We start from the raw sequence: 12,303 nt of genomic DNA on the forward strand, positions 1-12,303 counted from the left end.
GACCTCAGACCGCAGCTGCCGTGTTGCCGCCTGCAGCCAGGCCGGTCGGCGGCGTATCGGACGTATCCGACGGGCCTTGCGGCGTCTTCGGGGGACGCGGGGGGCGGCCCTCCATGATGTCGTTGATCTGGTCGGCGTCGATGGTTTCCCATTCGAGCAGCGCGGCGGTCATCACTTCGACCTTGTCGCGGTTGTCTTCCAGGATCTTGCGCGCAACGCCGTACTGCTCGTCGATGATGCGGCGGATCTCGGTGTCCACCTTCTGCATGGTGGCTTCGGACATGTGCGTGGTCTTGGTGACGCTGCGGCCCAGGAAGACTTCGCCTTCGTTCTCGGCGTAGACCATGGGACCCAGTTCGTCGGTCATGCCGTAGCGCGTGACGATGTCGCGGGCGATGGCGGTGGCGCGTTCGAAGTCGTTCGAGGCGCCCGTCGTCATCTGGTCCATGAAGATCTCTTCCGCGATGCGGCCGCCGAACAGCACGGCGATCGTGGACAGCAGGCGGCCCTTATCCATGCTGTAGCGGTCGGTTTCCGGAAGCTGCATGGTCACGCCCAGCGCACGGCCGCGCGGGATGATGGTGACCTTGTGGACGGGGTCGGTTTTGGGCAGCATGCGCGCGACGATCGCGTGGCCGGACTCGTGGTACGCGGTGTTCTTGCGTTCCTCTTCGGGCATCACGATGGAGCGGCGCTCGGCGCCCATGATGATCTTGTCCTTGGCCTTTTCAAAGTCGGACATATCCACCGTGCGGCCATTGCGGCGGGCGGCGAACAGCGCGGCTTCGTTGACCAGGTTGGCCAGGTCGGCGCCGGAAAAGCCCGGGCAGCCGCGCGCCAGGATCGTCGCGTCGACGTTGGGCGACAGCGGAACCTTGCGCATGTGAACCTTCAGGATCTGCTCGCGGCCACGGATATCGGGCAGCGGCACGACAACCTGGCGGTCAAAACGGCCCGGACGCAGCAGCGCCGGATCCAGCACGTCGGGACGGTTGGTCGCGGCGATCACGATGACGCCCTGGCCGGATTCGAAGCCGTCCATTTCGACCAGCATCTGGTTCAGCGTCTGTTCGCGCTCGTCGTTGCCGCCACCCAGACCGGCGCCACGCTGGCGGCCGACCGCATCGATTTCGTCGATGAAGATGATGCAAGGCGCGTGCTTCTTGGCGTTTTCGAACATGTCGCGGACACGGGCCGCGCCCACGCCGACGAACATTTCAACGAAGTCCGAGCCGGAGATACTGAAGAACGGCACCTTGGCTTCGCCGGCGATGGCCTTGGCCAGCAGCGTCTTGCCGGTACCGGGCGAGCCCACCATCAGCACACCGCGCGGAATGCGGCCGCCCAGCTTCTGGAACTTGCTGGGGTCGCGCAGGAAATCGACCAGTTCCTGGACGTCTTCCTTGGCTTCGTCGCAGCCGGCGACATCGGCGAAGGTGATCTGGTTGGTGTTCTCGTCGAGCATCCTGGCGCGCGATTTGCCGAAGCTGAACGCGCCGCCCCTGCCACCGCCCTGCATCTGGCGCATGAAGAACACCCAGACGCCGATCAGCAGCAGCATGGGGAACCACGACACGAAGATGCTCATCAGGAGCGACTGCTCTTCACGCGGCTTGCCGGATACCTGCACGCCGTACTTCAGCAGGTCGGAAACCATCCAGAGATCGCCGGGCGAAGTCAGCGTATAGGCGCGGCCCGCGTCCGGGGTGACGTACAGCACGTCGCCTTGAACGTCGACCTTGCGGATGCGTCCCGCCTTGGCGTCGTCCATGAACTGCGTGTAGGTCACGCCGTCCTGGGTCTGAGCGCGTCCGTCGAACTGTTTGAAGACGGTGAACAGCACCAGGGCTATCACCATCCAGACAGCGACTTTGGAAAATGAATTGTTCAAGGTCGATCTCCTGCTTTCGATTCCGACCGGCGACTGTGCACCCGCGTATGGCACAGTCACAAGTATGTCAATAGCCCATTCTAACCTGTAGGACGGAGTTGCGTCCTGGCAGCCGTGGGGCCCATTTAATTACATTTGATTCTTGAGTTTTCTGGTCGTTGTCTCGGCGGGCCGGGGTTTTCTTGGCCAGGGCACCTTGCCCCGGATGGATACGGAAGGGTTACTTCAGATCGCGCGCCACCAGAAAGGTTTCAGAGGACTTGTCCCGTGACGCCTTCGGTTTGCGTTCAACCACCCTGCGAAAACGCTTTTTGAAGGATTCCACGATCTGCGAAAAGCCAGTGCCGTGGAATGCCTTGACGATCAGCGCCCCGTTGGGCTTGAGGTGGGCGCAGGAAAATTCCATCGCCAATTCGCACACATGCTGGATGCGCGCTGCATCGGCAATACCCACCCCGGACAAGTTGGGGGCCATGTCGGAAATAACAAGGTCCACCGCGCGGGTTCCGACCATGTCTTCCAATTGTTTCAAGACTTCGTCTTCGCGGAAGTCGCCCTGGATGAATTCCACGCCTGCCACGGGTTCCATGGGCAGGATGTCCAGCGCGATAATGCGGCCGTCCACGACGCCGCCCGGCCCCGCGAGCCGCTCGCGCGCCACCTGTGACCAGCTGCCGGGCGCGGAGCCCAGGTCGACGACCAGATCGCCGCGACGCAGCAGCTTTTCGGTGTCGAGAATCTCGATCAGCTTGAAGGCGGCGCGGGCGCGATAGCCCTTCTGTTGCGCCAGCTTCACATAGGGATCGTTGATGTGCTGGTGAATCCAGTCTTTAGAGAATTTATTCTTGGCCATTACCGTACAATTCCACGCATGCCTATATTAGAACTTACCTCTCGTGAGCGCAGCGACCTGCGGTCCGCCGCTCACCCTCTGCGCCCTGTCGTCCTGATTGGCGACAACGGCCTGACCGACGCCGTGCTGAAGGAAATCGACCGGGCGCTGACGTCACATGGCCTCATCAAGGTTCGCGCCGGCGGCGACGACCGCGAGGCCCGTGACGCCATGCTTGCCACGATCTGCGACACGCTATCGTGCGCGCCCGTGCATCACCTGGGCAAGACCCTGATCCTGTTCCGCCCGCTGCCCGGCAACATCAAGCCCGCCGCGCTGGCCGCCCAGGAGCCCGAAGCCCCCGCCAAGCGCCGCGCCTCGGAGCCGTACACGCCCAAGAAGCTGGCCGCCGAAGGCCGGACCCTTGCCAAGCGCCCGCGCCGCAGCGAGTCCGAAGAGCCCGCGCCCGCCAAGAAGCGTTACGTCCCCCAGGACGAACTCAACAAGAAGGGCAAGCCCATGCGGCCGTCCAACAAACGCGCCACCACCAGCGGCCACGGCATTCCGCGCCGCGCCGGCAGCGCGCTGAGCCTGCGCGCCGGGGCGCGCAGCGGCACCAGCCGCAAGACTGCAAAACGGTAAGTCCAGGCACAAAAACGGGCGCTTTACGCGCCCGGTCCACCATAGCGATCCGCAATGTACCGCGGAATTCAGACGAACGTTGCGTCAGGGCCAGGGTGGTTTGACATTTTTACTGCTTGACGGGTTTGCGTCAGATGTAACGCACACCCAGGACTTCATACTCGCGAACGCCAGCCGGGGCCATGACCTCGACCACGTCGCCTTCGCTCTTGCCGATCAGCGCGCGAGCCACGGGGCTGGACACGGAAATCAGGTTGGACTTGATATCAGCCTCGACGTCGCCGACGATCTGATAGGTGACGCGATCGCCCGAATCCAGGTCTTCGATGTCGACGGTGGCGCCAAATACGGCGCGGCCTTCGGCCTCGAGCGAGGACGGATCGATGATGTGGGCATTGGAAAGCGTGCCTTCAAGCTCGGCAATCCGGCCCTCGATGAAACCCTGGCGCTCGCGAGCGGCATCGTACTCGGCATTTTCCGACAGATCACCCTGCGCGCGAGCCTCGGCGATCGCGTTGATCACAGCAGGACGTTCGACGGTTTTCAGCCGTTGGAGCTCTTCTTGCAAGCGCTCGGCCCCGCGCACGGTCAAAGGAATGGCAGACATGTCGTTTCCCAAACAAAAAGTAGAAAAACGCCCCGAAGGAGCGTTCTCGGTGAAGGCCGCAGGACCGGCGCGCTTGCCATCTGATGCTTGAAAAAAACCTGGCGAGCGGCGCGGGCGACCAAAACAAAACCCCGGCTCGGGTCGGAACCGGGGCAATCAAGTTCATATTGTGGTCAAACTTGGTGGGAAATGCAAGCCGCCGGAGAAAACGGCCTTTTCGGCGCATTTCGCCGCTGTAACCCGCTAAAAACGGCGATTTCGGCCCAAGAACGCTGGCGATGCCGACCGTGGCGGCGAACCGTGACGCGGACTGCGGGTTTTCCGGGATCGGCTACCGCTGAAAAACACCTGAAAGATTGCCTGTGCGGCTTGAAACGGGGGCGCCAGGGCCCCGGCCCGCCGCGTTTACTTGGTGCGTCGCAACAGCGCATACAGGATGATGGCGCCGAAGGTGGCGGTACCGATGCCGCCCAGCGTGAAGTCGCCCAGCTTGATGGTGAAGTCGCCCGCGCCCAACACCAGCGTGACAGCGGCCACGATGAGATTGCGGTTGTCGGTGAAATCCACCTGATTGACGACCCAGATGCGGGCGCCGGCGATGGCGATCAGGCCGAATACGACCACCGACATCCCGCCCAGCACGGGGCCCGGGATCGTCTGGATCAGTGCGCCGAACTTGGGCGAGAAGCCCAGGACGATCGCAATCACCGCAGCAATCACGAACACCAGCGTGGAATAGATGCGCGTGACCGCCATGACGCCGATGTTCTCGGCGTAGGTGGTGACGCCCGTACCGCCGACGGCGCCCGACACCATCGTCGCCACGCCGTCGCCCACGAATGCCCTGCCGAGGTAGCGGTCCAGGTCACGCCCCGTCATGGCGCTGACGGCCTTCACGTGCCCCAGGTTTTCGGCCACCAGGATGATGGCGACCGGAACGATCAGGCCCATGGCCTCGGCCTTGAAGACCGGCGCCGAGAACTGCGGCAGGCCGAACCAGGCGGCGGCGGACACCGCGGAGAAATCGATGGGCTTGCCCAGGCCCAGGCCGTTGGCCAGCACCGCGTACACCACGCAGGCAAGGATCAGGCCGACCAGGATGAGCAGGCGCTGCACCATGCCCCGCGTGTAGACGGCGATGCCGCCCACGCAGATGATCGTGACGATGGCCATGGCGCTATCGAAGCCCGACGCCCCCATCGCGCCCTTGGCGGCGATGGGCGCGAGATTCAGGCCGATCACCGCCACCACCGCGCCCGTGACGACGGGCGGCATGAGGGTATCGATCCAGTTGGCGCCGCCGCCTGCCCGGGCATTGACGATCCAGACGATGACGCCGATCAGCGTGTAAGCCAGACCGCAGGCAATGATGGCGCCCAGCGCGACGCCGATGTTGGCGTTGGCCCCGCCGCCGGCATAGCCGGTCACCGCGATGACGCCGCCGATGAACGCGAAGCTGGAACCCAGATAGCTGGGCACCCGGCCGCCCACGAACAGAAAGAAGATCAGCGTGCCGATGCCCGACATCAGGATGGCGACGTTGGGATCGAACCCCATGAGCAACGGCGCCAGGACGGTCGAGCCGAACATCGCGACGACGTGCTGTGCGCCCATGGCGACGTTCTTGGGCCAGGACAGCCGTTCGTCGGGCGCGATGATGACGCCGGGCTCGGCGTCGTCCGCCAGGCGCCAGCGCGGAAAGTAGGAGTTGGACATGGATTCCCCGGGGTGGTACGAGAGGGTTTCAAACTGCGAGCGGGGCGCCAGTGTAAAGGGGGCCATCAAGCGGGGGCAACGTTTAAGTTTTGCCGGCCGATTGCCGTATTAGTGGAAACCCCGAAATCCCAGGCAAAGGAACAGTCATGGCGATCAACAGCATCAGCGGCACCTCCCGGATCAGCAGCCTTGCAGATCTGTGGGCCGAGAAGATCCAGGCCAACAAGGAAGCGAAGAACGCTTCGGGGCAGGATGCGGTGTCGGTGACTGCGGAAGGCAAGATCCGCGTCAACAATCCGGGCGCCACCAAGGTCGGCAACGCGCAGGCCACCGAAGAAACCGACAACGACGACGAATACACCCGCCAGATCAAGGAGTTGCAAAAGCAGCTCAAGCGCATCATGGATCAGATCGCCAAAGTGAAGGCGAGCGGCATGTCGGCCGAAATGAAGGCGCAGCAGATCATGGCGCTCAATGCCCAGGCCGTGCAGATCCAAGGCCAGATTTCCCATCTCCTGGCAAAACAGGCGCAGGCTGCCAAACAGGCCGGCGTGTCGGCCCAGGCCTGATTCGGGGCAAGCGATGTGGCGCCGTCGCTGATGGCGCGCATCAAAATTTCTGATTGGACGCTCCTCGGGCGTGCCGGTACTGTCTCCAGACAAATCTAAAACCACGGAGACAAACCATGCACGCTATGCGCACAGCCCTGGCCGGGGCGTTGCTGGCCGTTTGCGCGGCGCCGGCGCTCGCCGGCACCGTTACGGTGATCACGTCGTTCCCCAAGGACCTGACCCAGGCCTACAAGACCGCGTTCGAAAAAGCGAACCCAGGCATCACCCTGGAAATCCTGAACAAGAACACCGTGTCGGGCATCGCCTTCGTGCGCGAGACGCCGGCAGGCCAACGCCCCGAGGTCTTCTGGGCGAGTGCGCCCGATGCGTTCGAGGTGCTGGGGCGTGACAAGCTGCTGGCCAAGTCGGCCGACATCGCCAACAAGGACGTCCCCGACAAGATCGGCAGCTACCCCATCAACGATCCGGGCGGGATATATCTGGGCCAGGCGCTGGCGGGCTACGGCATCATCTACAACACCCGGTACATCGCGGCGCACAAGATTCCGGCTCCGGTGGAATGGAAGGATCTGCTGTCGCCCAAGTGGTTCGGCCACGTGGGCATCACCTCGCCGTCGCGCTCGGGCACGATGCACCTGACGGTGGAGACCATCCTGCAGGGCGAAGGCTGGGATGACGGCTGGAGCACGCTGCTTCGCATGTCGGGCAACAGCAGCGCCGTGACCGAGCGCTCGTTCGGCGTGCCGGACGGCGTGAACAACGGCCAGTTCGGCGCAGGCCCGGTCATCGACTTCTTCGGACTGTCGAGCAAGTATTCCAAGTTCCCGGTCGAGTTCGTCTATCCCTCCGAGACGGCCATCGTCCCGGCCAACATCGCGCTGATCGAGGGCGCAAAGAATACCGAGGAAGGCAAGAAGTTCATCGCCTTCACGCTGAGCCAGGCAGGCCAGGAGCTGCTGCTGGAGCCGAAGATCTCGCGGTTGCCGGTGCTGCCCTACTCCGCGCTGGCCGGCAAGATTCCGCCGGGCTATCCCGATCCGGCGGAAATCGCCAAGCGCAGCAAGGTGCATTTCGATGCGGACCTGTCGCAGACGCGCTACTACGTCGTGCAATCGCTGTACGACCAGACCGTGACGTTCCGGCTGAAAGAGCTGCAAGCGGCCACCAAGGCCATCTACGACGCTGAAGCCAAGCTGGGCGACAAGGCCAAGAGCGGCAAGGCGGCGGAACTGCTGGACCAGGCGCGCAAGCTGGCCTGGGCGCCGTTGGTGGACAGCAAGAAGGCGGCCGATCCTGCCTTCCTGGCGATCTTCGCGGGCAACAAGAAGGACGCGGCCGTCAATCAGCAGATCACGCAGCTCGAAGGCGAGTGGAACGGCCGCGCGCGCGCCAACTACGAAGAAGCCGTCAAGCTGGCGCGGCAGGCCGCCGCGCTCTGATACGCAGGACGCACTGAACGCGGCGAGCGGGCCTGACCTGCCCGCCGCGGGCAGCGCTTGTCTTCTGGCAACGATTTTCGGGAATCTCGATGAATCATTCGGGCCATTTGCGCCTGCCACCCGGCCCCGTCCTGGCGGCGCTGCTGGTGTTGGGCTTTCTGCTGCTGTTCCTGATCGTGCCGGTGGGCACGGTCTTTCACAGCGCCTTCGTCAACGCCGACGGCAGCTTCACGACCGGGCACTTCGGCGCCTTCTTCAACCAGCCGTTGATGCGGGAGGCGTTCTTCAACAGCCTGTACGTGGCGGGCTGGTCGGCGCTGCTGGCCTCGCTGATCGCGGTGCCGCTGGCGTACTTCACGGTGCGCTTCGATTTCCGGGGCGCCCTGCTGATCCAGACCCTGGGCGTGCTGCCGCTCATCATGCCGCCCTTCGTGGGCGCGGTGGCCATGCAGCTGATCTTCGGCCGCTCGGGCAGCGTGAACCTGCTGCTGAACGACTGGTTCGGCTTCACGATTCCGTTCATGGAAGGGCTGAACGGCGTGATCTTCGTCGAGGCCATCCATTATTTCCCCTTCATCCTGATGAACCTGGTCGTGGCGCTGCGCAACATCGACGGCGCCATGGAGGAAGCGGCCTTCAACCTGGGCTCGCGGGGCTTCCGGCTGTTTCGCCGCGTGATCTTTCCGCTTGCCCTGCCCGGCTACGTGGCCGGCGCGTCGCTGGTGTTCGTGAAGGTGTTCGACGACCTGGGCACGCCGCTGGTGCTGGGCACCACCAACATGCTGGCGCCGCAGGCTTATTTGCGCATCACGCAGGTCGGATTGGAGGACCCGCTGGGCTACGTGATCAGCGTCATCATGGTGGGCTTCTCGATCCTGGCGCTGTGGCTGTCGGCGCGGGTGCTCAAGGGGCGCGACTACTCCACGCTGCAGAAGGGCGGCAATTCGATCCAGAAGCGCAAGCTGGGACCGGTGGAAAGCGTGCTGGCATATGGCTGGATCGTGCTGGTGCTGCTGCTGGTGCTGTCGCCGCACATCGGCGTGTTGCTGCTGTCGCTGGCCAGTGTCTGGAGCTACGCGCCGCTGCCGGACGGGTACACGCTGGCGCATTATTCCGCGGTGTTCTCCGAGTCGCAGGGCATGATCGCCAACACGTTGCTGTACTGCGGGCTGGCCGCCGGGATCGACGTGATCCTGGGCACCGCAATCGCGTACCTGATGCTGCGCACCCGGCTGCCCGCGCGCCAATGGCTGGATTTTCTTGCCTCCGCGGCGCTGGCGATTCCGGGCATCGTGCTGGCGATCGGCTTTCTGCGCACGTTCCGCGGCATCGAGCTGCCGGGCACGGGCACGCTGCTGACCTCGTCCTGGATCATCATCATGCTGGCGTATTCCGTGCGGCGGTTGCCGTATGCGCTGCGCTCGTGCGTGGCGGCGCTGCAGCAGATCCACGTGTCGCTGGAAGAAGCCGCCCAGTCCCTGGGCGCCACGCGCATGAGCACGATCCGCCGCGTGGTGGTGCCGCTGATGGCGGGCGGCATGCTGGCGGGCTTTGTGACCAGCTTCGTCACCGCGGCCGTGGAACTGTCGGCCACCATCATGCTGGTGACCAAGGACAGCCAGGCGCCCATGAGCTATGGCATCTATCTCTACATGCAAAGCGCGGCGGGCCGGGGCCCGGGCGCCGCGCTGGGCGTCCTGGCGGTGGTCGCCGTGGGCATCGGCACATACATCTCGCACCTGCTGGTGGACCGCGCGTCCAAACGCCAGCAGCCGGCGCGCAATGAAGGGGAATCCGCATGAAGAAAGTCAGCGTCGAATGCCGCAACATTCAGCTTTCCTACGGCAACACCGAAGTGCTCAAGGACGTCAGCATCAGCATCGAGCCGGGCGAGTTCTTCGCACTGCTCGGGCCGTCGGGGTCCGGCAAGTCCACGTTGCTGCGGCTGATTGCGGGGTTCAACCGGCATAGCGCCGGCCAGTTGCTGGTGGACGGCAAGGACATCAGCGGCACCCCGCCCTGGCACCGCAACATCGGCATGGTGTTCCAGAACTACGCGCTGTGGCCACACATGACGGTGTGGGACAACGTGGCGTTCGGGCTGGTCGAGCGCAAGCTGCCGCGCGCCGAGATCCGCACCAAGGTCGAAGCCGCGCTCGATCTGGTCGGCCTGTCCCAATATGCCAAGCGGCGTCCAAACCAACTGTCCGGCGGACAGCAGCAGCGGGTGGCGCTGGCGCGCACCATCGTGATCGAACCGCAGGTGCTGCTGCTGGATGAACCTCTGTCCAACCTGGACAAGAAACTGCGCGTGCAGATGCGCCAGGACCTCCTGAGCCTGCAGCGCCGCCTGGGGATCACGACGATCTTCGTCACGCACGACCAGGAAGAAGCGATGACGACCGCCGACCGCATGGCGGTGCTGGACCACGGCGTGGTGCAGCAGATCGGCGCGCCCAGCACGCTGTTCGACTATCCGGTGAACCGCTTTGTGGCGAACTTCGTTGGCACGATGAATGTGCTTGAAGGCAATGTGCGCGAACGCACCAGCAGCAGCGTGACGCTGGCGGTGGACGGCGTGGGCGACCTGCATCTGCCGCTGGCGGGCGACGCGCCCGCGGCCACGCGGCTGGCGGCAAGTTTCCGGCCCCACACGGTGCAGATCGAGATGGCGGACGGCCTGGGCGATGCGCGCTACGTCTGGCTGCCCGGCATTGTGGAAAGTAGCGAATTCCTGGGCGAATTCACGCGCTATCAGGTGCAGGTCGGCGAACAGCGCCTGACCGCGGACCAGGCGCATCTGGCCGGGCTGTCGCCGTTTCCGGCGGGCGCGCCGGTGTCCGTGGGGCTGGAGCCGACACAGGTGCGGTTGCTGGCGGCCTGACCTACACTCGCGGCCATGGAAATCTACCAGATCCGCGCCTTCGTCACGGTCGCCCGGCTGGGCAACCTGACGAAGGCGGCCGAGGCGCTGTCGCTGACGCAGCCCGCTGTGACGGCACAGATCAAGGCGCTGGAGCAGAGCCTGGGCGTGGCACTGTTCGATCGCAGCGGCGGCCGCCTGGCCCTGGCCAAGGCGGGCGAAGTATTGCTGCCAACGGCGGAATCGCTGCTGGTGCTGGGCGCGCAGTTCAAGTCCGAGGCGCAGCAGCTGCAGGGCAATCTGCACGGCATTGTCGAGCTGGGCGTCCCCAGCGAAAAGCCCGATTTCCTGCGCCTGGGCGAGTTGGCCTCGGCCGTGACGCAGCGCTTGCCGCTGGTTGAGTTAAAGACGCAGACGCAGCCCGCGGCGACGCTGGCCGAACAGGTGAGCACGGGCCGTCTGCCTGCCGCATTGACCATCGCGGCCAACGCGCCGCGTGGCGTGCTGTGGCAACCGCTGCGCAGTGTGCGGTACCGCATCGCCATGCCCGGCGAGCACGCGGCGGTGCTCAAACGCGGCGGCTGGCGCGAAGTGGCGCAACTGCCGTGGCTGGACGGGCAGTCCGGCAGTCACACGCATCTGCTGCTGCGCGATATGTTCGAACGGCACGGCCTGTCGCCGCGCATCGTGATGCAGAACGACGACCAGGCCAACATGGACGCGCTGGTGCGGGCGGGTGCGGGCTGCGCGCTGCTGCGCGAGGAAACCGCGCTGGCGGGCGCGGCGTCCAACGACTTCATCGTGTGGGGCCTGGCGCGCGTGGACGCCGTGCTGGGCTTCATGCTGCCTTACGAACGCGCTAGCGAGCCCGCGCTGGTCGCGTTAAGCTCGATCATTCAAGCCATCTGGAAACCGCGCGCGCCCATCGCGCCCGCCCAGGCGTAAGGCTCAATCCCCGCAACAAGACTGCAATGACTGAAATCTGGTTCATCCGCCACGGCGAAACCGACTGGAATCGCCAACGGCGCCTGCAAGGCTGGCAAGACATCCCCCTGAACGAATTTGGCGTCAACCAGGCCAGCCTGCTGGCCTCGCGCCTGCACGACGAGGCCAGGCACACGCCCATCCATGCGATCTACAGCAGCGATCTGCAGCGCGCGCACGCGACCGCCGTGCCGGTCTCCGAGCAGCTAGGCCTGCGCGTGCGCGTGGAGCCCGGCATCCGCGAACGGGGTTTCGGTGTGCTGGAAGGCCTGGACCATGAGCGTATCGACGTGCTGGCGCCCGAGGCCGCGGCCGCCTGGAAGAGCCGCGATCCGCTGCGCCCGCTGGACGGCGGCGAAACGCTGGGCCAGTTCCAGTCGCGCGTCATCAGCACGGTCGACGATATCGCCAGCCGCCATGAAGGCGAGCGCATCCTGCTGTTCACCCACGGCGGCGTGCTGGACATCATCTGGCGCCATGCCTCGGGCGTGCCCCTGAACGCGCCGCGCGACGCCGCGCTGCTCAATGTCAGCATCAACCGCGTCGGCGTGGATGGCCGCAAATGGGAAGTGTTGGACTGGGGCGATGTCAGCCACGTGGCCGCCGAGGTGGGCGACGACGTGGTGCCTTGAAATTGTTGTCGGGTGTCAGACACTGTTCTCAGGTGTCTGACACCCCACGGAAGCACTCTACAGCCGACGCATCTGCTCCAAGGGTGTCAGACACCTTGTATCTTGGCCACTGTAGTGATTAGCTA

At 64.8% G+C, this 12,303-nt stretch carries 11 protein-coding genes; 7 read left to right on the forward strand and 4 right to left on the reverse strand.

The features are described 5' to 3' along the window. Positions 1-4 precede the first annotated feature (4 nt). Positions 5-1,891, reverse strand: a complete 1,887-nt coding sequence (ftsH, locus tag H4P35_RS19945; RefSeq protein ID WP_062841739.1) for an ATP-dependent zinc metalloprotease FtsH — start codon at positions 1,889-1,891, stop codon at positions 5-7. A 220-nt stretch (positions 1,892-2,111) separates the two neighbouring features. Next, positions 2,112-2,744, reverse strand: a complete 633-nt coding sequence (locus H4P35_RS19950) for an RlmE family RNA methyltransferase (RefSeq protein ID WP_056326836.1) — start codon at positions 2,742-2,744, stop codon at positions 2,112-2,114. A gap of 18 nt (positions 2,745-2,762) precedes the next feature. Here H4P35_RS19950 and H4P35_RS19955 point away from each other — a divergent pair, with 18 nt between their 5' ends. Continuing rightward, positions 2,763-3,365 carry a YhbY family RNA-binding protein gene (locus H4P35_RS19955; protein ID WP_056326834.1) on the forward strand — a complete coding sequence of 201 codons (603 nt, stop codon included), beginning with the start codon at positions 2,763-2,765 and terminating at the stop codon, positions 3,363-3,365. Positions 3,366-3,495: 130 nt separating this feature from the next. Here the strand turns inward: H4P35_RS19955 and greA are convergent, their stop codons facing one another. Together greA and H4P35_RS19965 are read right to left on the reverse strand one after the other, a co-directional pair. Continuing rightward, positions 3,496-3,972 (reverse strand): transcription elongation factor GreA, encoded by a 477-nt coding sequence (gene greA, locus H4P35_RS19960; RefSeq protein WP_008158056.1) that lies wholly within the window; start codon positions 3,970-3,972, stop codon positions 3,496-3,498. 405 nt (positions 3,973-4,377) lie between these two features. Then, entirely contained in the window at positions 4,378-5,688 is a 1,311-nt protein-coding gene (locus H4P35_RS19965) for a solute carrier family 23 protein (RefSeq protein ID WP_152385282.1), read from the reverse strand. A 146-nt stretch (positions 5,689-5,834) separates the two neighbouring features. Between H4P35_RS19965 and H4P35_RS19970 the strand changes: the two genes are divergently transcribed. From H4P35_RS19970 to H4P35_RS19995, 6 genes are all read left to right on the forward strand, one after another. Next, on the forward strand, positions 5,835-6,257 hold the full coding sequence (locus tag H4P35_RS19970; protein WP_056326831.1) for a FlxA-like family protein: 423 nt from the start codon (positions 5,835-5,837) through the stop codon (positions 6,255-6,257). Positions 6,258-6,373: 116 nt separating this feature from the next. After that, a complete protein-coding gene (locus H4P35_RS19975) occupies positions 6,374-7,699 on the forward strand; it encodes an ABC transporter substrate-binding protein (protein WP_226846657.1) in 1,326 nt (441 codons plus the stop codon). An 89-nt stretch (positions 7,700-7,788) separates the two neighbouring features. Further along, positions 7,789-9,501: an iron ABC transporter permease gene (locus H4P35_RS19980; RefSeq protein ID WP_056326828.1), complete on the forward strand. Its 1,713-nt coding sequence runs from the start codon at positions 7,789-7,791 to the stop codon at positions 9,499-9,501. Continuing rightward, positions 9,498-10,583, forward strand: a complete 1,086-nt coding sequence (locus H4P35_RS19985; protein WP_062841735.1) for an ABC transporter ATP-binding protein — start codon at positions 9,498-9,500, stop codon at positions 10,581-10,583. Before H4P35_RS19980 ends, H4P35_RS19985 begins: the two co-directional genes overlap by 4 nt. Positions 10,584-10,598: 15 nt before the next feature. Further along, positions 10,599-11,507: a LysR family transcriptional regulator gene (locus H4P35_RS19990; protein WP_175155077.1), complete on the forward strand. Its 909-nt coding sequence runs from the start codon at positions 10,599-10,601 to the stop codon at positions 11,505-11,507. 26 nt (positions 11,508-11,533) lie between these two features. Further along, entirely contained in the window at positions 11,534-12,178 is a 645-nt protein-coding gene (locus H4P35_RS19995) for a histidine phosphatase family protein (protein WP_180098129.1), read from the forward strand. Positions 12,179-12,303: the final 125 nt, after the last annotated feature.

The organism is Achromobacter sp. 77, from assembly GCF_020541125.1.
Lineage (GTDB): Bacteria > Pseudomonadota > Gammaproteobacteria > Burkholderiales > Burkholderiaceae_B > Achromobacter > Achromobacter mucicolens.

Bases quoted from the DNA above. Each gene is read 5' to 3' on its own strand.
- H4P35_RS19990 (WP_175155077.1), top strand. From the start codon at position 10,599: ATGGAAATCTACCAGATCCGCGCCTTCGTCACGGTCGCCCGGCTGGGC.
- H4P35_RS19950 (WP_056326836.1), bottom strand. From the start codon at position 2,744: ATGGCCAAGAATAAATTCTCTAAAGACTGGATTCACCAGCACATCAAC.
- greA (WP_008158056.1), bottom strand. From the start codon at position 3,972: ATGTCTGCCATTCCTTTGACCGTGCGCGGGGCCGAGCGCTTGCAAGAA.
- H4P35_RS19980 (WP_056326828.1), top strand. From the start codon at position 7,789: ATGAATCATTCGGGCCATTTGCGCCTGCCACCCGGCCCCGTCCTGGCG.
- H4P35_RS19965 (WP_152385282.1), bottom strand. From the start codon at position 5,688: ATGTCCAACTCCTACTTTCCGCGCTGGCGCCTGGCGGACGACGCCGAG.
- H4P35_RS19975 (WP_226846657.1), top strand. From the start codon at position 6,374: ATGCACGCTATGCGCACAGCCCTGGCCGGGGCGTTGCTGGCCGTTTGC.
- H4P35_RS19985 (WP_062841735.1), top strand. From the start codon at position 9,498: ATGAAGAAAGTCAGCGTCGAATGCCGCAACATTCAGCTTTCCTACGGC.
- H4P35_RS19970 (WP_056326831.1), top strand. From the start codon at position 5,835: ATGGCGATCAACAGCATCAGCGGCACCTCCCGGATCAGCAGCCTTGCA.
- H4P35_RS19955 (WP_056326834.1), top strand. From the start codon at position 2,763: ATGCCTATATTAGAACTTACCTCTCGTGAGCGCAGCGACCTGCGGTCC.
- H4P35_RS19995 (WP_180098129.1), top strand. From the start codon at position 11,534: ATGACTGAAATCTGGTTCATCCGCCACGGCGAAACCGACTGGAATCGC.